15 protein-coding genes are annotated in these 20,974 nt (G+C 59.2%); all 15 read right to left on the reverse strand.

Annotated features, from left to right (window positions below):
- Positions 1-56: 56 nt before the first annotated feature.
- On the reverse strand, positions 57-1,610 hold the full coding sequence (locus AAGF34_RS00885) for a glycosyltransferase family 39 protein (protein ID WP_342618755.1): 1,554 nt from the start codon (positions 1,608-1,610) through the stop codon (positions 57-59).
- 79 nt (positions 1,611-1,689) lie between these two features.
- Positions 1,690-2,781, reverse strand: coding sequence for an acyltransferase (locus tag AAGF34_RS00890; RefSeq protein ID WP_342618756.1), 1,092 nt, complete (start codon positions 2,779-2,781; stop codon positions 1,690-1,692).
- 193 nt (positions 2,782-2,974) lie between these two features.
- Complete coding sequence (locus AAGF34_RS00895; RefSeq protein WP_342618757.1) at positions 2,975-4,939, reverse strand: hypothetical protein; 1,965 nt, start codon at positions 4,937-4,939, stop codon at positions 2,975-2,977.
- 79 nt (positions 4,940-5,018) lie between these two features.
- A complete protein-coding gene (locus tag AAGF34_RS00900; protein WP_342618758.1) occupies positions 5,019-6,158 on the reverse strand; it encodes a glycosyltransferase family 4 protein in 1,140 nt (379 codons plus the stop codon).
- A gap of 24 nt (positions 6,159-6,182) precedes the next feature.
- Positions 6,183-8,288 carry an NAD-dependent epimerase/dehydratase family protein gene (locus tag AAGF34_RS00905; RefSeq protein ID WP_342618759.1) on the reverse strand — a complete coding sequence of 702 codons (2,106 nt, stop codon included), beginning with the start codon at positions 8,286-8,288 and terminating at the stop codon, positions 6,183-6,185.
- A gap of 110 nt (positions 8,289-8,398) precedes the next feature.
- Positions 8,399-10,306, reverse strand: coding sequence for an XrtA/PEP-CTERM system amidotransferase (locus AAGF34_RS00910; RefSeq protein ID WP_342618760.1), 1,908 nt, complete (start codon positions 10,304-10,306; stop codon positions 8,399-8,401).
- Between the two features lie 6 nt (positions 10,307-10,312).
- Positions 10,313-11,887, reverse strand: coding sequence for an exosortase A (gene xrtA / locus AAGF34_RS00915; RefSeq protein WP_342618761.1), 1,575 nt, complete (start codon positions 11,885-11,887; stop codon positions 10,313-10,315).
- 7 nt (positions 11,888-11,894) lie between these two features.
- Positions 11,895-13,121, reverse strand: a complete 1,227-nt coding sequence (locus AAGF34_RS00920) for a TIGR03087 family PEP-CTERM/XrtA system glycosyltransferase (protein ID WP_342618762.1) — start codon at positions 13,119-13,121, stop codon at positions 11,895-11,897.
- A 7-nt stretch (positions 13,122-13,128) separates the two neighbouring features.
- The gene (locus AAGF34_RS00925; RefSeq protein ID WP_342618763.1) at positions 13,129-14,190 is read right to left on the reverse strand and encodes a FemAB family XrtA/PEP-CTERM system-associated protein; all 1,062 of its coding nucleotides are present in this window, start codon (positions 14,188-14,190) and stop codon (positions 13,129-13,131) included.
- The gene (locus AAGF34_RS00930) at positions 14,174-15,025 is read right to left on the reverse strand and encodes an XrtA system polysaccharide deacetylase (protein WP_342618764.1); all 852 of its coding nucleotides are present in this window, start codon (positions 15,023-15,025) and stop codon (positions 14,174-14,176) included. The genes AAGF34_RS00925 and AAGF34_RS00930 overlap by 17 nt, the downstream gene beginning before the upstream one ends.
- Positions 15,022-16,125, reverse strand: a complete 1,104-nt coding sequence (locus tag AAGF34_RS00935) for an XrtA/PEP-CTERM system-associated ATPase (RefSeq protein WP_342618765.1) — start codon at positions 16,123-16,125, stop codon at positions 15,022-15,024. Before AAGF34_RS00935 ends, AAGF34_RS00930 begins: the two co-directional genes overlap by 4 nt.
- A 3-nt stretch (positions 16,126-16,128) precedes the next feature.
- Positions 16,129-17,703, reverse strand: coding sequence for a TIGR03016 family PEP-CTERM system-associated outer membrane protein (locus AAGF34_RS00940; RefSeq protein ID WP_342618766.1), 1,575 nt, complete (start codon positions 17,701-17,703; stop codon positions 16,129-16,131).
- Positions 17,651-18,586 carry an XrtA-associated tyrosine autokinase gene (locus AAGF34_RS00945; protein WP_342618767.1) on the reverse strand — a complete coding sequence of 312 codons (936 nt, stop codon included), beginning with the start codon at positions 18,584-18,586 and terminating at the stop codon, positions 17,651-17,653. Before AAGF34_RS00945 ends, AAGF34_RS00940 begins: the two co-directional genes overlap by 53 nt.
- Before the next feature lie 6 nt (positions 18,587-18,592).
- Entirely contained in the window at positions 18,593-20,113 is a 1,521-nt protein-coding gene (locus tag AAGF34_RS00950; protein WP_342618768.1) for an XrtA system polysaccharide chain length determinant, read from the reverse strand.
- Between the two features lie 124 nt (positions 20,114-20,237).
- Positions 20,238-20,807, reverse strand: coding sequence for an XrtA/PEP-CTERM system exopolysaccharide export protein (locus AAGF34_RS00955; RefSeq protein ID WP_342621196.1), 570 nt, complete (start codon positions 20,805-20,807; stop codon positions 20,238-20,240).
- Between the last annotated feature and the right edge of the window lie 167 nt (positions 20,808-20,974).

Consider the following 20,974-nt stretch of genomic DNA (forward strand, 5'->3'; position numbering starts at 1 on the left):
GTTTCATTCTATCTATTCAATGTGGGACCAGGTCGTGGAGCAGGCGGGGCACCGATTCAGCGGCTGGTGGAATCTTGCCCACCTGCTGGCAACGGTGGCGCGGGCAAGCGGAACAAAACGGCGTGGCGCGGCTGGAAATTGAGCTTGCGTGCCACGGCATCCGGCAACACATGTTCCAGGCCCATGCCGAATATCAGTGCGATCATGGGACGTGGCGGCTCCTGCATTTGCGCAACCTCAATCCAGTCGGAACCCGGACGTTGAACGGGCCAGTCTTTCGGCAGACCGCGTCTTGGCCGGTCGTAGAAGAAATACAGATCGCCCGGACGCGGCGGCTCAGCGACAACACGTTGTGCACTTTCGTTTGCATCCAGCAGCCATGCCGCACCTCGCAAAGTGCCAGGGTCCGTATTTATCCTGGAAGCGGTGCCCTGTGCTGCAATGTGTGCCAGCGCCTTTTCCCCAAAGAGAGGATTGCGGTCCGATACACCAATGGCAAGCAAAGCAAACCCCGCGGCCGCACAGACAACACCCACTGCCACCACCATGCGCCCTTTGCGAATCGTGTCCGCAAGGTAGATTGCAAGCGGCATGGCCAGGGCGGCGGCCGTGAGAATCTGGTAACGTGGCACGAGCCATAAGAACGTGAACACGAACGACATCACCAGAAACCATACCGCCGCCAGCAATAGAACCATGCGGCTAATAGTTCTGATGCGGGCCACAGCCTTGACGGAAAGATAGACCGTTGCCGCCAGACCCAACCACGGCAAGATGCCAAAATTCTGGTTGAAGAACAACACAATCCAGGCCTGCAACCAGCGGGGTGCAGTCAACGAGCCAAACCGGTCAAGCCCTTGCTGGGTCTGGAATTGGCCCACCATGTCAGGATTGTCACCTTTCACACCCTGTTGGCTTATATGCAGTCTGTACAACAAGTCGCCGCTACTGCCCGCCAGGTACGCGGTGTCAATGGCCAGGACGAGCGCCACGCCAACACCTATCCAGAGGTAGATGTCACGCCGCCCGCCATAGTTCCGCATCATCAGAATGCCGTAGAACACGGCAAGAACCACACTGGTCTCCCGTGTGATCAGTCCCAAGCCAGCAAAGATGCCGCACAAGACGAACTGCCAGACGCGGCCTCCCGTCTCCAGAGCATATAGAAACAGCCAAACGGAAGCTAACAGGAAAAAGGTCTCCGGCAGGTCGGTCGTTACCCAGGAAGCGCCGGAGACGATCACCGGCGTGGAGGCCACCAGCGCTACGGCGAGAAGGCCGCCGTAATAGCCCGCTATCCTGCGCACACAGACAAAGCTCAAACCGAGAAGCAGCACGAAGTACAGCAGCGAGGGAAATACGAGTGTCATCTCGTTGCGGCCAAACACCGCAAACCCCAGAGCCATAGGCAGGACAATGGCGTGACGCAGTCCCCAGTGGTTTGCTGCCAAGTGAAAGTGCCCTACCCACTGCTGAGCCGCCGTGGCATAAAAAACGTCATCACTCTCGGAAAAGCCAATCCAAGCATAACGGACCAACAGCAGCACATACGTGAGCGTCAGCAGCGCCGCTACCCAGCTCCAAATACCTCCACCTGCATCGGTGTGCATCGAGCTTTTCGTGCCAGATGAATGTGCCAGATCACTCCCCCTTCGATAGAGCGCTACGCCCTTGTTGTTTGAAGCGACTTCATTCACGGGCTACAGCAAATCGCCTTGCCAATGAACGGATGATGTCGCGACCCGGGTATTCTATCCAGCGATAGGTGCACCAAGCGATCGGGATGGTCGTAAGTGAGCCGGCAAACGCAACGGCCAGGGCCGCCGTCTGACCAAGCGCTTGGGAATGCAGTTGCTTGACCAGACTGAGCTCCAGGTACGCAATAGGGTAGTGAATCATGTATAGGGAAAAAGAAATCACCCCCATGAAGTACATGAAGCGATGGTCCAGCACCCTGGTCACCCAACTGCTGTTGTATGCAACGCCCAGGATGATGAACGGAAACGTCAAAACCGCCACAAGGTCCCACAGGCGCAGCAACATCATGGTGGCCGCAATCAACAACATGATGGAAAGGACGACATCTGTGCCAAAGCGCTTTGCGCGGGGATCCATGGAATAGCTGTGATACACCACCATGCCCAGCACAAATTCTGAAAAACAGCGGACCAAAGTCCACGATACCGTTTGCGTTTCCAGACTCAGCCGATGCCCATGCATGGCAGTTGCTGCAAGTGCAAGTACAGCCCCGACTGCCAACAGACCTCGAATCCAAGAACTTGTGTGAAAAACGAGTTTCAGGAACAAGGGGAACGCCAGATAGGCGAAAAATTCAACACTGATTGACCAGGACGGACCATTCATGTTGGGAGCAAGTCCCAGACCTTGCAGTAGCAAAAGATTGAAAATCACATCTCGCACCGGGTTCGCGGATTCAAACGCTGGCTTGACCGAACCAGTGAACCCTGGCGATACAGCCAATGTATAGGTCAATAGTGCAAATGTGATAAACCAGTGCAGCGGAATCAGACGGGCAACGCGCTTGATCATGAAGGATGGAGCGGCACGCACAAATCCGTATTGTCGGAAGTCCGCCGCATAGGAGTACGTCATGATGAAGCCGCTGAGTACAAAGAAAAAATCAACGGCAAGGTACCCTCGCGGCGCCAGTGACGGGATGGTGGCTACGGCGTGGTGCTCGAAGGCAGTCGAAAAATGTAGCAGCACCACGTAAAACGCTGCCAGACCACGCAAGGACGTCAACGCGCGCAATTCAACCATAGACAGTTACCCGTTTGCTCTGCGGTTTGGGTGGGCCAAGCCAGCTTCCCGTTGGCGGACAGCCAGAAAGTCTGGGCACTTTCCTGCTGCAAAAGAATGGGCGAATTATTCGTGCGAAAGATGTTGATTCTACCGTAGTCACGCCTCGAAGCCATGGCCGCAGGCACTTGGCCGGACGGCTGCGTGCTCCCCCCTAGTCCACGGCACCAACAGTGTTGGTACGTCGAGGGCTAACAAACTGCTGATGCTGATATCCCGGCGTACCCACCACTGTGCTGGAATTCACCTGAATCGGATTGCGAAGGCGGAACGACTGGTCTATGCCATTGAAATTGACAATGGAATAACCGGTGCCGAAATAAGTGCCAGCCTTCCAGTTCGGTGAAGGGGTCTGGCAATAGCCAACAAATACGTTGTTGCGGATGTGCAGGTTTTCTGGCGCCACAGGCGCCTTGCTATTGAGGAAGAAAGGATACGTCTCGTGCTTCAGGCTGTCGTAATAACGCGAGAATGTGACAAAAGTGTTGTGCTCGATGGTCAGCGCCCAGGGACGGGACATGTCAAAGGTTCCCGCGCCTTTTTCCACCCCGTAGGTAACGGCAGCACCATTGGTAGAGTCACCGGAATAGTTCTTGGCAAAAATATTGTTGCGCAAAACCAGGTCTCCCCCTTCAGGGATGTCCACCAACCACGACTCACGCATCTCTCCCTGCGCAGACCGTGAGCCCTGAAAGTAGTTGCCTTCCAGCAGATTGATCTGGGCACGCGATTTGAATAGATGGCCGTAGTAGGAATTGTGTGACCAGGAGCCCGTCATCTTGACCGTGAAATTGGGATCACGCAGGCTGGCATTGATATAGATGTTGTGCTCGGGCCCACCGCCCCCGCCGTTGTCAGCAAGCTCCACGTTCTGCAGCAACAGCAGCCCGTTGTTTGCGTTCGTGCCGAATATGCCGTTGGCCGATTGCCTGTGAAAGCCACTGACGCGGATATTCTTCAGCGTCAGATTGTGTACGCCATTGACATAGATACCCGCCTTGCCAACCAGTACGTTGCGGTCGCTGGAGACGACGTCGAGGTTCTCAAGCGTGATGTTCTCCGACTGGCCGATGTAGATAATTCCCTGGCCCAGGGTGTTGTTGCTGACCCCGCTTGCCGGCAGCTTGATGACGGGCCGCACGCCGTTGACGGTGACACCCCGCACGGTGATGTTCCTGGGCACCACGAACTGCTTGGCGTAGTAGGCAGCATCGTTCTCGGCGTTGGGGCCGATGAAGATCTGCTGATCTTCACCTTCGTACACAGCCGGATATACCTCGAACACGTCACCGTCCTTCCACTGCGTATACAGCTGGCGCCGGAACGGCCCCACCGAATTGTCCTTGCCGTCCACATTGTTGGGCCTGCTGCGTCCGCCCGAAAGCCGGCTGTAGGTGGCGATGACCACGTTGTTGCGTATGTGCTTGATAAGGGGTGTGCCCGAGGTGGCGCCAACCACCTGTGGGTCCACGGTGGCCGGATTCCACTCCCATTGGCTGGGATAGGTGTTGTCGCTGCAATAGCTGTTGCTGTAGGACGTTTCGGCCGAATACCCATCAACCTTTCTGGCGGACTCATCCGCTTCGGTTGCCGTAACCGGATGTTCGCAATGGGAAGGCGCCACGGCGCACGACCAGTCTCCCAGGTTACCCAATCGGACCAGCACCCCCTTGGTCAGCGGCCCCATGGCGTATACGGAACTGCCCGATACACCAAGCAACATCTGGGTGCCAGAGTAGTAACGGAAGATGTAGCCCTGCGTCTTCTGGCTGGCCGGGTTGCCAGGAAACAGGGACGCGTAGCTGCGCTGAGCCCAATCCAGAAATTCCCCTGCGGTGGGAGCCTGCGGCACAGTGGCGTTTTGCACCGCTGGCTGGCTGGGCAGGTTCGGGCCATGTGCCCCTAGCAGGGTCATCGTACGCACACACTCGCCGTCCACCAACTGGAACACGATAGCCGGAGAAGCCGGGTTTGGTGGCACAGCTTCCGCACACTGGGCAGGATCGACCACCACGCTGCGAGGCGACGGGGGTTCAACGGGAGACAGACTGGCAGTGGAGCCACTGACGCTGCAAGCCAGCAGTACAAAGCACACCAGCAATCGTAGACAGGACCGCATGGACAAGATCATTTCTTTTCGGTAGATCATTCGGATGCCTGGAAGGCGCGGCACGCGGGTAACGCGTTCAGATGATACGCTAATGCCTCTGCACTGACGACACGCCAAGATGGGGTGCATCGAACACCAGGTCAAGACGACCATCGAACAGCTTCCGCCATTGGGCAACCATGACCTGCTCCGAATAATGCTGCCGCACTTGGCTCAGGCCCGCTTCAACCCACCGCGGCCACTCGGCGCGTGCATCCACCGCGCCCAACAATGCTGCGCAGAAGGATGCATCATCCGGTTCTGACAAGCCCGCCCTTGCCGACTCCGGCAATATGTGCGGCACGTCGCCCACCCGGGTAGCAACAACGGGCACACCTGCGGCCATGGCTTCCAGCATGGCGATGGGAAGCTGCTCGGTGTCCGAGGAAAGAGCAAACAGGTCAAACTGGGCAAGGCGTGTCCCCGGTGCGGCTAGGTAACCAGCGAACTCGACGTCAGCGGCCACGCCCAACTGGGTGGCCAACTGCTGCAATTCGGCCCGCAGGGCGCCATCGCCAACGATGACCAAGCGTGCGGCCTGGCGCGCACGCAGCGCGGCAAATGCACGCAGCAAACGTGCAATGTTCTTTTCGGGGCGAAGACCCGCCACCGTGCCAACCACCAGCGGTGCACTCGGATCTGGGCTGGCGGTCGCACTGGGCGGCACATCGTGCAGTACCACACCATTGGGAATGAAACGCACGTAGCGGGCACGCAGCTTCCAGACATCCAACGCAATGCGTTGCAGGTTGCGCGACGCCACCACCACGGGAAGGGGTCGCCACCCCAGCAACGCACGGCGCATCAGCACGCGACGGGGCAGTTGGCTTTGCGCCTCTTCCGGCCCAAACCCGTCCTCCACATGGACCTGAGGAACCAGCTTGGGCAAATTGGCTGCAGCCCACTCCATGGCACCCCAGTTGTAGCTGAACAGAACATCGGGCTTTCGGGCAAGCAAGACATCTCGCAATGTGGAGCGGTTTGCCAATCCACCACCGCGACGGTTCGGCAACGGCAGGCGCTCCCAACTCACGTGCGGCCCCAGGCGTTCACCGGCTTCGAAGCAGTTGTCCATGGCCGCCACCACGTGGTGGTAGTCCGGTCCCAGCGCATTGGCCAATTGCACGAACCGGGCTTGCGGACCGCCCAACTTGAATGTCGAAAAACCGTGCAATATAACGCGCGCCATCAGCTCAGACCTTTCTGTCCAGTCTCAACTTTCTGCGTGCACGGCCAGCGCGCGCTGGTGGAATACATGCGGGTCGGATGCTGGCGTCCACCCCAGATCGCGCTTGGCGTCGGAGCAATCAAATCCTGCCTTGAGACCGCGCGACAGGATGTCGCGTCGGTACGGGCGCTTGACCTTCTGACCGGCGACTTTCTTCACCGCCCACTTGCCCATTTCCGTCAACCACAGTCCAGTGGGAGAGGACGGCACAAAATGCAGGGGACGCTGCAGCACCTTGGACAGATCCTGCAGGTATTGGCGCGCACTGGGGCGCACATCCCCCACGAGGTTGTAGGCCTTGCCAGGCGCGCTGGGAGAGGTCAGCGCGGAAACTATTGCATCCGCACAGTCTTCGACCAGTACCCAGGGCAAGGCATTGCCGCCATCATTCCAGCCCACACAATACTGGTCATTGTTGAAGAAGCCCAGACCGCCGTGGAAAGGCGAGGTGCCAGCGCCAACCACCAGCCCGGGGCGCAGCAGAACCACAGGCAGGCCCTGGCGGTGCGCCTTGAGCATCTCGGCATCGGCCAACGCCTTGGCATGGGAGTAGTCATTGCGGGTATAGGGCCGCGGATCGGGTGGGGTTTCGCTGGTGATGACATCACCACCATCGCCCAGATATAGGCCTGAGATGGAGCCTACGTGCACTAGCCGCTTGATGTTGCTGGAGCGGCAAACATCGGCAACTGCCACGGCCGTATCCACCATTGCCGCGCGAATTGCCTCGAAATTGGCTCCGCCTCCGCCATGGGCCAAATTGACGACAAAATCCGCACCTGCCATCACGCGCTCCAGATCTGCCTTGCGTTTGACATCGCCACGGACGATCTCCACCCCCGGTTCATAGAACACCGGCTGCAGGTTTGCGGCGCCACGCCCCATGGCACGCACGCGGTATCCCTTGCGCAGCAAGGCTGCCACCGTGTGCGCCCCGATGAACCCAGTGCCTCCCAGCACGGCCACGATGCTGCCCTGTGGCGCCGCTTTGGCAGAAGACGGATGGTCGACTGCTGTAGGAGGCAAGGGTTTGAACGCGGTAACCACCTGCTCGCACACATTGACCAGATGGGCACCAAAGGACAAATCAATACGGGGTCGCTGACGTGCCTGCAAGTCGGCATAGAAAGATTGCAGACTGCCCTTCATACCCAGATAGAAAGCATCGCTACGTGGCCTGAGCTTGACCATGGCCAACGCATAGTCACGCAGTCCGGCGAAACCCTGTGACGCGATCTGCTTGCCCGTTGCACGTGCCGAGAGCCAGTTATCGATAGGCTCCATGTAGGCACTGCGTTCCAATGTATGGAACTGGTTGGAGAAAATGTCGGCAACAGCCACGCCGTCATCGCAGACCACCGTCATGCGACACACCGTGAAATTGGAGCCGACGTGGAACCGCAGGTTCGCAGGCATGCGCTCGCACAGCATGGACACTTGACATGCATTGTGAAGCCCCACTCCGGGGGAAATTTCTACAGGCGTTTCGGCCAGCGTGACCAGCTCTTTGACCTTGCCGGCCAGATCCACGATCTGCGACATGGGATGCACAGCCTGCTCCAACAGGATGTTCAGCGGTTGGCGAAACATCCAGTGACCGAACTGCTTGCCCGTGAGCTGGCGCAATGGAGCCTCGTACACGTAATTGATGTAACGCGGACGCCCCAATCGGCCCGAGGTGATGGCTTCCCGTAGTTGCACGTAGGCTGGGTTGAAGACCAGATTCTGGTTCACACCGATTACCGCACCAGAGCGTTGCGCGGCTGCTGCAAGTGCGTCGCACTCCGCTGTACTCACACCCACAGGTTTTTCCACCAGCACGGCTTTGCCGGCCTCAACAAAAGGCATGGCGGTGGACAAATGCAGGTCTGGCGGCGTCAGGACATGCACCGCATCCGCGGCAGAGGCCGCCGCACTCTCGAGCGTGGTGAATACGTTTGCGGCTCCAAACTCCTTTGCGAAACTCTCGGCAACCTTGGGATTGATGTCGAATACGCCAAACAATTCCGTTCCGGCGACTTCCCTCAATGCAGAAGCATGGGTTTTGGCGATATTTCCCGCACCAACCAAAACGACTTTTCTCTTGTTCAAAATAACTCCCAACAAATGTGTTTTAGAGCCTGTACGGCACGATCATAAGCATACGCGACGAGGGTGAAAGACCGCGTTTCGCGTGCGTTGCTGCAGCCCGGAAATCCACCTTACTGCGGTGCCCGACCGTCGCCGGCCTGACGCAGAAAGGCATCAAACATCAGCAGCGACCACAGCGGCACCGAGAAATCGCGCTGGCCGCTCTGGTGTTGCGTCACCATGGACTTGAGTGTGGCCGGGTTGAAGTAGCCGCTGTCGAGCATGCGCGGGCCCAGCACGGAATCGCGCGTGCGCTGTGCCAGCGGGCCGCGCAGCCACTTGGCCAACGGCACCGAGAAGCCCATCTTGGGCCGGTACAGCACTTCGTGGGGCAGCTTGGACTCAAAGGCCTTCTTCAGCAGGTACTTGCCTTCCTGGCCCTGAATCTTGTGGCTGTTGGGCAGCGTGGCCAGCCATTCGATGAGCTGGTGGTCCATGAGTGGTTCGCGCACCTCCAGCGAGTGCGCCATGGCAGCTCGGTCTACCTTGGTGTTGATGTCCCCCACCAGCCAGGTCTTGTAGTCCAGGTACTGGATCATGGCCAGCGGATCGTCGGTGCCGGAGCGCGCTGCGTGCTCGCGAAAGATCTGCACCGCACCGTAGCCGCCCAGCTGTGCCTTGAATCCGTCGGAATAGAGCGCCGCGCGTTCATCGCTGCGCATCACCGACATGCTGTGCTGGTAAGCCTCTGCGGCGTCCATGGCCAGTGCCTGAAAGGTGGTCTTGGCGCGGAACATGCGCGGTGCCCAGTCGGCCTTGGGGTACAACCGGCCCAGCACACCAAACAGCGGCCGACGCAAGCCCATGGGCAGCATGCCTCGCGCCTTCTCTTCGGCCATATGCAGCCGATAGCGGCGATAGCCGCCAAAGCTCTCGTCCCCGCCATCGCCAGACAGGGCCACGGTAACGTGCTTGCGGGCCATCTGGCATACGCGGTAGGTTGGTATGGCGGAGCTGTCCGCATACGGCTCGTCGTAATGCCAGGCCAGGGTATCGATCAGATCGAAGTCATCACTCTTCACCACTTCCAGCCGGTGGTCGGTGTGGTAGCGGTCAGCCACCATCTGTGCAAACGCCGACTCGTTGAAGTTCGGGTCATCAAACCCGATGGCGCAGGTGCGAATGGGTGTGCTGGTAAGTCCCGCCATGGTGGCTACCACGGCACTGCTGTCCACGCCGCCCGACAAGAATGCGCCCAGGGGCACGTCGGCAATCATGCGTAGCCGCACGGACTCCTGCAGCCGTTGCATCAACTCGGCTTGGGCGTCACGGCTGCTGATGGCGTTGTCCAGGCTGAAGTGCACATCCCAATAGGGCTTGGACGGCGGCACGGGTTGCCCGTGGCGCAAGGTGAGCGTATGCCCTGGCGTGAGCTTGTGCGCACCGCGGTAGATGCAGCGGGGGTCCGCAACATAGCCCAGGGCGAAGTACTCCTCCACCGCCAGCGGGTCTATGGCCCGGTTGAAGCCGGGGTGCGCGGTAATGACCTTGAGCTCGGAGCCGAAGATAAAGGTGCCATCGTCCAGCAGCGCGTAGTGCATGGGCTTGACGCCCAGGCGGTCGCGTGCCATGAACAGGGTCTGCTGGTTGCGGTCCCAAATTGCGAAGGCAAACATGCCGCGCAGGCGCTGCACACAGGCCTCACCCCAGGCCTCCCAGGCGTGGATGATGACTTCCGTATCACTGCGGGTATGGAACACATGGCCCAGCGCCTTGAGCTCGGGCACCAGTTCCTGGTAGTTGTAGATCTCACCGTTGAACAGAATGACCACGGACTGGTCTTCATTGAACAGCGGCTGCTGACCGGTGGCCAGATCAATCACCGACAGGCGGCGGTGGCCGAACGCTACGCCGGGTTCCTGATGCAGGCCCAGCTCATCCGGCCCGCGATGGGCCTGGACGTTGTTGATGCGAGCGATCAGCTCGGTGGCAAAGTTCTGTTTGCCACGGGTGTCAAAAAGTCCGGCTATGCCACACATGATGCGTTACTGGTAAGTTGAGTGCCGAATGGATTGCAGCCAGGTGCCAATGGCCGAGGCGTTGGCCTGCATGAATGCTTCCAGCGCAAGTTCGCCCTGCCCGGATTCCCCTTTGGGGGCATACACGATCACTACCGCCGAGTCATCACCCTGACCCATCAAGCTATAGAGCGCCGTGTATATCTTGGCCAGCATGTCACTGGAAGTGAGCGTGCCGTTGACCCAATAGTACTGCCACACCGTGAGTCGTTCGGCGCCGACGACGCCAGGTATGGGCGAGCCGCGCAGCTCCGCAGTGCGGACCTTGAGCGAACCGTTGGCAAGCTGCAGGGTGCGAACACCGCTGGCCACCTGAGCCCAATCGGTGACCTGGCTCTTGACCAGCACATTGTCGGAGCTGACCATCTTGCGATCCGCATTCTGGTTGCGGTAGTACGCCATGTACAACTTCACTGCACGCTCGCCACTGCCATAGCTGGTGGTCAGCTGCGAAGACGGGTTATTGAAAACAGGCTGCCACTTGGGGGCCGGTTCAGGCGTAGCGGTCCACCCGGGTGACAGCTCGGCAGGAGCCGCCAGATTGGGTTGCGGCAGGCCGGCCACAGCACGGTGTATCTGCCAGCGGCCAAGAGGCGGCAGAGCCACCACCATCAAGACAATCACACTGGCAAGCACCCAGCGCTGTGGGCGCGGTGCGCTGCCGCTGACCGCATTGGCTGGATTGGCTGCGGAGGGCTGCAAGTCCGGTTCCGGCTCGGACCAGCGTGCACCGATCCAGAACATCAGCATGATCACCACCCCGAAGAACACCCACCCGTAGATGATGTGGTCCACACCGGTAGCCAGCTTGTTGCCCGACAGGTGGCCCAGCATGACGATCATGTAGGCACGAATCCAGTTGGCCAGTACGGGCACCAGCAATGAAACCACCATGAACAGAACCCGGCGTCGCAAGGTCTGGTAATTGAGGTAGGCAAACAGGGTGCCCACGGCCAGCGATGCGATGATGTAACGAATGCCGCTGCAGGCTTCGATCACCGACCAGGCACCGCTTGGGATGATGAACTGCAATCCTTCGCGGTATACCGGCACGCCACTGGCGCGCAGGGCCAGCACCGTGAAATCCGCCGTCCACTGCATGAGCTGCGGCATGGCGAATTCACCAAAGGGCACGCCGAAAAACAGGAATGCCAAGGGGAATGCAATAGAGGCGGCGACACCATACCCCAGCAACGTGGGCACCAGCAGCACCAGCATGGAGACCATGGCAAACTGGCTCAGCGCATTGACCGCAGCCAGCTCGCCCAGCAACCATGCCAGCCCTGCCAACGCCAGCAACACGCCCGCCCACAGGCTGGGCACGGGTGCAATGCCCGCCAACACATGCCGCCTGCGCCAGACCAGCCACAACACGATGGGCAGCACCAGGAAGCCGTGCGCAAAGGTGTCTGAGCGTGACCAAATGCCGACTATGGATGCACCCGTGTCCAGATACAGCAGAACAAATGCGAGAGCCACCACGACAAATGCCGTCAGCGCCTGTCTCCACACGGCTGAGTTACTGGTCAAGGTTTTGGTCATGGCATGCTCAGGATACGGGCGTGGAAGAAAGGTAACGGTCAATGCCGCCCAGATGGGCAGTCCAGCTGTAATGCTGCACCACGCATTCGCGACCGGCGTGCCCCACCGCGACCGCGCGTTCCGGTGCATTCAGCAGCGCCTGGATCTGGTCCACAAATTCCGATGCGGTGCCAGCAGACAGGAGTTCCTTGCCCTCGACTGCCGAGACCGCACCCGCACACTCGCGCGATGCAATCACCGGTCGCGCCATGGCCATGGCCTCCAGAATCTTGTTCTGAATACCACGCGCCACACGCAGTGGCGCCACCACCAAGGTAGCGTGCTGCAGATAGGGTCGCACGTCAGCCACCGTACCGGTGACCACGACGGAAGGCGACGCCAAGTTCTGCACGGTGGGCGGTGGATTGCGGCCGACAATGTAAAAGCGCAGCCCCGGCCAACGCGTCAACAGCTGGGGCAAGACATCGCTGACAAACCAGGCTACCGCATCAATGTTGGGCCAATAGTCCATCGCACCGGTAAACACCAGCGACACTGCCCCGTCACCTGTTGAGCCAACGGCAAAGGGAGAGGCGCGTTGCGGGTCCGGTGCAAAGTACTCGGCATCGACTCCGTTGCAGAGTGCGTCCACCTTCTGGGCACACTCGGGCGCCAGCCGTTGAAAGAGCGCCACTTCGTTTTCTGTGACCAGGAAGCTGCGGCGTGCGCGTGCGGCAACCTCTCGCTCAAACGCCAGCAGGCGCTCGCCTTCGCGTCGATACAGCCAGGATAGCGGCCAGCTGTGGTTGGCCGCGTATTGGCTCCACTTGGCAGAGTCCACATCTACAAAGTCCACCAGCATGGGAACCGACTTCTGTGAATTCACTGGAATGTATTGCGCCATCACCGACGAGAAGATGACGATGGCGTCGATCTGGTTCTCGGCCAACACCTGATTCACCCACACCTGCAAACCGGCATTGCGGTAATAGCGCAAGCCCAGCGCCTGGTGATGCAACAGGCCGATAAGGCTACGCAGCTTGGCCCAGCGCGGATTCAAGCCAGCCACATGCAGTTGCGTACACAGTGCCCGCACCGTGTCCACATGCTGCCAGTCATCCGGGTCGTCCACAAAGGTGCCCAGGTACACCTGGTTGCTGGCGCTCAGATGCTTGAGCAGGTGGTAGGAGCGTACCTTGTCCCCTTTGTTCGGGGGGTAGGGCAACCGGTGCGCCAGATACAGAAGGTTGCCCATAACCCCGTCAGCCCAGGTTACGGACGATGAACGGCCCCAGCCAGTTGGCCATCGCGATGGGCATGCGCCGCCAGGCGCTGATCATCAGCTTGTATTTGGCGTTGTTGGGGTTGTTCTGTGGAATGGCGTCGCGCTTGTACAGGCAGAACGCATAGTGCAGCGGCTTGGGCTCGAAGCCCCAGTTCTTCTTGAACGCATAAGGGCCGGTGCCCTGCTTGCTGCGTCCGTAGTCAAACACCTTGAGCCCTCTGGCGCAGGCGCGGCGCATGAGCTCCCAGTATTTGAAGTCGTTGGCCGCCAGGTCCCTGGCCGCCTCGTCATCGCCCGCGTAGTAAGGGAGTACTTCGTCGCGAAAGTAAAAACTGAGTACCGAGCTCAAGGGTTTGCCGTCGCTGGTGGTGACCGTGAGGACCTCACAGTCCGCACCAAACTCCTTTTGCAGCGCTTGAAAATATTTCTTCGGCATGGCAGGCGTGCCATGGCGATGCACATTGTCGGCAAACAGTTTGAAGAAGCGGTCCACAGTCGGGTCTATGTGGCTCACCAGTTCATTCTTGATGCCCTTGCGCACCATGGCGCGCTGCTTGCGGGGAATGGCGAGCATGTTCTCGTCTTCCGTGGGCAATATTTCCTTGCGAAAGGTGACGTAGAGGTCCTGTGTGGGCCACTCCGGGTGACGGGACTCCACGTTGCGCAACTCCAGATGGTCCACGCCCAACTGCACCGCAATGCGCTGCGCCTCCTGCTCCAGCGCATCCGCGGCCTGCTCCGAGGATGCGGCTACACCGCCATACACGGTAAACGGCAAACCCGTGAGGGAGTTGCCAAACAGCCAGCTGTTCACATGCCCCAGAGGCAGCACGCCTTCTATGGCGCCGTTGCGCTCGGCATACAGGAAGTAGGTGTCGTGCCGGAATACCTTGGCGATGATGTTCTGCCAACCGGCACGATGAAAAAACGTGGCCTGCGGGCAGGCCATGACGAAGGCTTCCCAACGCGCAACGTTCGAGGAATCATCGGCACCCAGGCGCTTGACGGTAAGTGATGCGGACTCAGTGGGCGTGGGCATGCGGCAATGGTTTATCCAGAAATATGTGATCCATGCGGCCCCAGCGGAAGTCGGTCAGCAACTGGTTCAGCCGCGCCTCTACCCGGTCAATATTGACGTAGTGCCGGAAGCGCGTCTTGGCACTGATGCCTTCAATGCGCGGTTGCTGCGTATCGATTTCCCACGGGTGGAAGTAGAAGATGCCGGCCTGCCCGTCGTCGGCGTTCACGCGTTGCAGCATCCAGCGCGTCAGCGCATAGGGCAGCAAGCGGAAATAGCCGCCACCGCTGGAAGGAAAGTTGCGACCGAAAGCGCGCAGGGTAGTGATGGGGACCTCGATCAAACCCGGGCGCACTTCGTGCACAAAGCGGGGGGAGTCGGGCATGCCGTAATGGTCATGCGCTATCGGGTAGATGCTGGAGCTGTAGCGATGACCGGTTTCTGCCAGGCAATCAAAGGCCCACAGATTGCTCTTGCCAATGGAGAAGCTGGGCGCGCGGTAGCCCACGACGGCGCTTCCGGATATGTCTTCCAAAATCGCCTTGGCCGAGCGTATATCTTCCAGAAAGGCAGCTTGCGTCAGATCACTGGCGCGTTCGTGGCCATAGCCATGGCTGGCCAGTTCGTGACCACCTTCCACGATCTGCCGGACCAGTTGGGGGTAGCGCTGCGCCACCCAACCCAGTGTAAAAAAGGTCGCCTTGGTGTTGTGCTGCTCCAGCAGCGCAAGAATGCGGTGCACATTGCGCTCCACACGACATTCGCAGTTGTCCCACGTTGCCCGGTCAATGTGCGGCGCAAACGCCGAGACCTGGAAATAGTCTTCCACATCGATGGTCAGCGCGTTGGTGATCATGGCTCGCCAGGCTCCTTGGGTTTGGCCAGCGCTGTTACGAGTTTCTGCAATAGCACCAGCACTTCCAGATTGATACGCTCCAGATGCAGCACGCTGCGCTCCAGCCTGCGCATGCGCGCGTCCAGTTGCTCTCCGCCCAGGCCACCGATCCGGCGCGAGAGCTCCTCGCCCAGTGCCGGCTTGAGTTGCAATTTGCCGATGTCGATGTCCACCGCGCTCTGCCCGCTCTCCACCGGCAGAATCGAATCACCATCGTTCCTGTCGGTTGCGCCGGCGACGAAGGGGGCTGCATATTCTTCCTGCAGCTCGCCCACCACTTCGTTGACCTCGGCTATGCCAAAGGCATCCTTGCTGGCCAGATATCCCGACAGCAGCAGACGGTCGCAGATCTGATTGATGCGCCGGGGAATGCCGCCGGACGCTTCAAAGATGCCTTTGTAGGCCTCTGCATCAAAGCTGGGGCGATCCTTGGCACCCACGCAATGCAGGCGATGCTCGATATAGCCCTGGGTCTCTTCGAGGTCCATGGGCCCGAGGTGACAGGTAGCCGTCACGCGTTGACGCAGCTGCTGCATGGAAGGGCTGCGCAAGATGGTGCGGAACTCGGGCTGGCCCACCAGGAAGGTCTGCAGCAGAGCCTGCTGGCCGAACTGGAAGTTGGAGAGCATGCGCAACTCCTCCACCGCCTTGGGCGTGAGGTTCTGCGCCTCGTCCACGATCAACAGGCAGCGCTTACCTTCGGTGACCTGGTTGACGAAGAACGCCTCCAGCGACATGAGCAGGTCCGCCTTGGAAACGTCCTTGACGCGTACGCCAAATGCAGCACCCACCATGCGCAAGGTATCGTCGGCATCCAGCTGCGTGGTGACCAGATTGGCGGCGAGCACGTTGCCCTCCTCCAGCGTGGCCAACAGGCCGCGCACGATGGTCGTCTTGCCCGCACCCACGTCTCCCGTGATGACGATGAAGCCCTCGTTGCGCTGCACGCCATACTTGAGATAGGCGCTTGCGCGACGGTGCTGCTTGCTGGCGAAATAAAAGGCCGGATCAGGATTGAGCTGAAATGGCTTGCCGCTTAACCCGTAATACTCTTCATACATGAATTAGAACTGCAGTTTGAAGGTGCCAGTGACAGCGGTTTCTGAATATGGAATCAGACTGCTGTCTGACTCCGAATGACGAAAGCCCAGTGTCACGTTGGACCGAAGGCCGACCTTGCCGGTCAGACTCAGGTTCACTGAACGCAACGTGTTGGACTGGGAGCTCACCGATCCGGTGGTGGCCACCTGCGAAAGCAGAAGTGCCAGGGAGTAATCCGGTGTAAGCCGATGGGCAAGATTTACGCTCAGACCAGTCTGACGTACCAGCGTTGCGGTGGAAAAATCATCAACGGCCGTCGTGAGCGCATCAAAACGGTTGCTCTCTGACTGTGTTGCGACAAATGTAATGGTGTCGCGCACACCCAGCAGTGCAAAAGAGGCCTCCTGACGATGCTGCATGGTGAGCGACGAAGCGGTAAAGCCCATGCCAACCGTTGCCCCCAGAGGAATACCGTAGGACTGCAAGAAGGCAGTAACAAACTGCGCACGAGCCACAGGATCCGGCACGACGGTGGCAAACTGCGCGTAATACAGGTCATACGCCGTGCCCACGGAGACGGTACCGTTCTGATTGGGAGTCTGGGTAATGTCCTTGGTATCGGAAAAATGCCAGATGGTGCGGCTGGTGCGGCGGTCAAAACTCACCTGGTAGGTATCGCCATAGGCGTGATGACGCGCACTGGCGGACAACTTGGTCACCTCGGACGGTGTCCAGGAGAAACCGAATCCTGTCAGTGAATTGGTTTGTCTGTCCAGGCTGGTGAAGTTGTTGGATTCAGAACCTGCCTCGACCGAGACATTGACCTGCGGCGTGATGGCATAGTTGAGGCCCAGGACGGCAGTGTCGTTGTCGGTCGACCTGCCCGCGCTGTAGCTGACATCTTGGTGCGTGACATCGGCAGACCAGCCCAGGTACCTCTGACCATTCCCACCCTTCAATCCAAATGACGCATCATTGGTGGCGACATCGCCCGAGGAACCGCCGCTGGTGACGGTGCGGCTGTAGCGGCCCAGATAATTGACCGCGCCCGCGAAGCTGCCCTGCACATAAGGTGATACACGGTAGGTGGAAACTTCGGTGCTGTTGGAGTTGACCGAGCTGGTGCTGGTCGACTGCGTGCCAAATGCCGAGATTGCCTGCTGGCTGATGGAGCCGCTGGCATCGATGAAGAACGTGTTGTCCACGGCCTCCAGCGTCATGTTGGACGCCAGAGCGTTGGTGGTGCGACTGGGGGAACTGGACTGCGCGTAGGTCGCTCCAGTCAGTGTGTAATCAAGAAAGCCCTTGAGTCGGGCCTTGTTCACATCGACACGTAGTCCGGGACTGATTTCGGTGACCTGATCCGCCTTCTTGGCGCTGCTCAGGCTTACATTATCGGTCCAGGTTTCTGTCACCGAAACACGGGGCACCATGCTCACAGCGGGTTTGGGGCCGGGTGTTGCCGCGTCGTCCGTTACCTGTGCCGAAGCGAGAGGCGACAGGCAGGCGAGCCCCCATGGCAGCAATACGCGCAGCACATGTGCTTTAGGTGCCGGTTTGCTGACCATACCCATACCCATACCCATACCCGTAGCCATATCCATAGCCGTCTTTGAACGGGGTTGTCGCCTGGTTCAGGAGCACGAACTTCACCGGGCAATCTTCTATGGTGCTCAGCGCGCTGCGTACATCCGAGCGCAAGGTGGAATCGGCCTTGACGACCATCACGATCTGTCCCATGTGGGTGGCCAGCACCCGTGACTCCGTTGTCAACAGCAAAGGAGGTGAGTCAAAAATGATGATGCGGTCTGAATAGCGGCTGCCAATATCTTCCAGCAGGCGCGTCATGGAGTCGCTGGCCAGCAGTTCAGTCGCCCTGGGATGAGGCGTACCGCTGGGCAGCAGGGTGAGCTTCTCGATATTGGTCTTGAGCAGCACACTGGACAGATCAAACGAACCGTTCACGACAAGGTCCAGCAAGCCGGGACTGGGCTCCAGCCCCAATCGGTTCAACACCGACGGTCTGGCTACGTCTGCATCCACCAGCATCACTGTGTAATCCAGCTCGGTGGCAATGCTCATCGCCAGATTGATGGCGGTAAAACTCTTACCTTCGCCCGGCAGGGCGCTGGTCACCATGATCAGGTTTCCATTGGCAATCGGTGTGGCCCCCTTGCCTACCGCATTGGCAAGCAGAGGACGCTTGATGACCCGGAATTGGTCCGCTATCAACGACCTGGGCGCATGCGGACTGACGATGCCCGCCGCTGCCAGCGTGTCCAGGTCAATCTCCACACTGCGCGAATAACTGACAGGCGCTGTCGCGGCTTCTGCAGCCGGCTGTGTTGTTGCCACAGGCGGCGGCACCGCTCCGGCAGCGACGGCAGCAGCAACCGCTGCGGGAGATGCTGCTGGAACCTCTGCGCCTGCACGCTTGAGTTGTTCCAGGCGCTGTGCGGCTTTTTCGATCAGGCTACTCATTTTGTTTCATCCCGCCCGCCCAGACAAAAAGATTATTAAGGCCATGCCAATGGCATATACGAGCAACAGCACACCAAACGCACCTGCAAACTTCTTGAGGTCCGCCTTCCTCTTTGCCAGGCCGGCTTCATCCAGATTGAGCGATACCGTTCCCAGCAGCGGCAGTCCGGTCATTTCAGTCAGAGAGCGCGGATCAAAGAACACCGCCCGTATCTGACTCAGCAAGAAGGCGACTCCAAGGCCCGCCGCAATGGCGGCTGCCAGCGCCATGGGCAACAGGATCAGGCGGTTGGGAGCAACCGGCTTGGGCGAAGTGCGCGGCGGATCGATGAGGCGGAAATCAGCCACCCCGGCCGCATTGTCCAAGTCGCCGGAAAGCGCCGCCGACTCGCGGCGTGCCACCATGTCGTTGTAGTTCTTCTTGTTGATGTCGTAGTCGCGGTTGAGCTGTGCAAACTCGGCCTCAATCTGCGGAGCACTCTTCATCAATTGGCGGGCACGCTCATACCTTGCGGAATATTCGCCAACGCGGGCGCGAAGCGACGCGACCTGCACTTCGGCATTGGCCAAAAGGCGGCTCATTTCCTGCTGCGCCGGGCTGGCGGCGGCGGGTGAACCTGGGTTGGCCAAAGCCGCCTTGCGCAATTCGGCAACTTCCTTGCGCTTCATTTCTTCAAGTTCCTGGATCATGCGGCGCGCGCCGGTGACGTCGGGGTGCTTGTCGGTGTACTTTTGCAGCAAGGCATCCAGATTGCGTTTCTGGGCATCTATACGGGCATCAATCTCGGGAGTCGCAACCGTGGGCGAAGTGTCTTGCGACAGGCTGCGTGAATACGAAGCACGCTCCTGCTCCAACTGGCGTTTGGCCGAATCCCTGGCGTTCTCAGCCTCGCGCAGCTCCAGACGCGCCTGGCTCAGCTGATCTCCGATGGCGCCGATCTGCTCGACCACACCCTTGCCATCGCCAGTCTGCATATCGATGTTGCGAAGCTTGAACTCTTTCAGACGGGTCTCGGCCTCTTCCAGCTTGGTCTCATAAGCCTTGATCTGCTCATCGATGAACTTCTTGGCGACCTCGGAATCCTTGCGACTATCGCCAAGGCTCGACTCCACAAAGATGGACACCAGTGACTGGACAACCCGTTTGGCCTTGTCCGGACTGGAGTCTCTGTAGGACAGAGCGTAGAGGTTGTCTCGCCCCACCGACTTGATTTCAAGCGCCTTGGTGAGTTCGTCAATCAGCGCTTCCTGCGCCTCCTTGGACTTGGTTCCCAGATCCAGGTCCGCCATGCGGATGAGCTTTTCCACATTGGGGCGGCTGATCAATGTGCGGCTCAGCATCGTGACTTGCTGTTCCACATTGGGCTGCACCGCCAGGCCGGACATCAGTGGTTTGAGAATGGACTGGGTATCTACAAATATGCGCGCTGTCGCCTCATATTTGTCGGGAACAGCAACTACTGCACCTGCGCCAAGGATCGCCACGATCCAGGCGACCGCCAACGCCGCCCACCTGTGTCTCCACATGCCGCGAGCAACAGATAGAACATGGCCGATTACCTCTTCCATAGGGGGTGTTTCTCTTTGATCGTAAGAATCAGTATCCAGCGGCCAAGGCGAATACCGCCTTGCTGCCGAGACCCGACTGGAATCAGAACCAACCTTGCGGAATGGTCAGAATATCGCCCGGACGCATTTCAACATTTGCAGAAATGTCACCACGCTTGAGCAGATCCTTCAGACGCACGGAATAGCGCTTGCCACCTTCCGAGGCACGGGTGATGGAAGCCGCATTGCCGTCTGCAAAATCGGTCAAACCACCCACAGCAATCATGACATCCAGCACTGTCATCTTTTGCTTGTAAGGAAGGGCCTGTGGCTTGGCGGCCTCGCCAATGACGCGAATCTGTTCACTGTACGGACCGACGAAACTGGTGACGATGACGGTGACAACAGGGTCCCGCACGAATTTACCCAATTCGGTTTCGACTTCACGCGCAATTTCAATGGAGGTCTTGCCTTGAGCAACCAATTCGTCAACCAGTGGGGTGGACACTTTGCCATCAGGACGCACAGGCACGGAAAGCGAGAGCTCCGGATTGCGCCACACAATAATATTAAGAGTATCGCCCGGACCTACGAGGTAGTTGTAGTCCTGCGAAGAGGCTGTAACTGGTGCCTCGTTAAGGCTGACGCTATTGCTGGCACACGCAGTAACCAAGCCTGTGAAAAGTACCAGCGCTACCCAGCGAAAACAAGTGACCAGTGTGGCGTTTAGAAATTTCAAGGCGACCTCCCCTAAAGGCAAAAAGACTGCATGTACGTGCAGTTGTGGAATATAGCGCATTTACCGGAAGTGCAAGATGGGTTAGTTTGAGCGAGCAACTA

Origin of the sequence: Rhodoferax sp. GW822-FHT02A01 (assembly GCF_038784515.1) — a bacterium.
GTDB lineage: Bacteria > Pseudomonadota > Gammaproteobacteria > Burkholderiales > Burkholderiaceae_C > Allorhodoferax.

Excerpts from the sequence above, each read along its gene's own strand:
- AAGF34_RS00885 (WP_342618755.1), bottom strand. The coding sequence starts at position 1,610 with ATGCACACCGATGCAGGTGGAGGTATTTGGAGCTGGGTAGCGGCGCTG.
- AAGF34_RS00890 (WP_342618756.1), bottom strand. The coding sequence starts at position 2,781 with ATGGTTGAATTGCGCGCGTTGACGTCCTTGCGTGGTCTGGCAGCGTTT.
- AAGF34_RS00895 (WP_342618757.1), bottom strand. The coding sequence starts at position 4,939 with ATGCGGTCCTGTCTACGATTGCTGGTGTGCTTTGTACTGCTGGCTTGC.
- AAGF34_RS00900 (WP_342618758.1), bottom strand. The coding sequence starts at position 6,158 with ATGGCGCGCGTTATATTGCACGGTTTTTCGACATTCAAGTTGGGCGGT.
- AAGF34_RS00910 (WP_342618760.1), bottom strand. The coding sequence starts at position 10,306 with ATGTGTGGCATAGCCGGACTTTTTGACACCCGTGGCAAACAGAACTTT.
- xrtA (WP_342618761.1), bottom strand. The coding sequence starts at position 11,887 with ATGACCAAAACCTTGACCAGTAACTCAGCCGTGTGGAGACAGGCGCTG.
- AAGF34_RS00920 (WP_342618762.1), bottom strand. The coding sequence starts at position 13,121 with ATGGGCAACCTTCTGTATCTGGCGCACCGGTTGCCCTACCCCCCGAAC.
- AAGF34_RS00925 (WP_342618763.1), bottom strand. The coding sequence starts at position 14,190 with ATGCCCACGCCCACTGAGTCCGCATCACTTACCGTCAAGCGCCTGGGT.
- AAGF34_RS00930 (WP_342618764.1), bottom strand. The coding sequence starts at position 15,025 with ATGATCACCAACGCGCTGACCATCGATGTGGAAGACTATTTCCAGGTC.
- AAGF34_RS00935 (WP_342618765.1), bottom strand. The coding sequence starts at position 16,125 with ATGTATGAAGAGTATTACGGGTTAAGCGGCAAGCCATTTCAGCTCAAT.
- AAGF34_RS00940 (WP_342618766.1), bottom strand. The coding sequence starts at position 17,703 with ATGGCTACGGGTATGGGTATGGGTATGGGTATGGTCAGCAAACCGGCA.
- AAGF34_RS00945 (WP_342618767.1), bottom strand. The coding sequence starts at position 18,586 with ATGAGTAGCCTGATCGAAAAAGCCGCACAGCGCCTGGAACAACTCAAG.
- AAGF34_RS00950 (WP_342618768.1), bottom strand. The coding sequence starts at position 20,113 with ATGTGGAGACACAGGTGGGCGGCGTTGGCGGTCGCCTGGATCGTGGCG.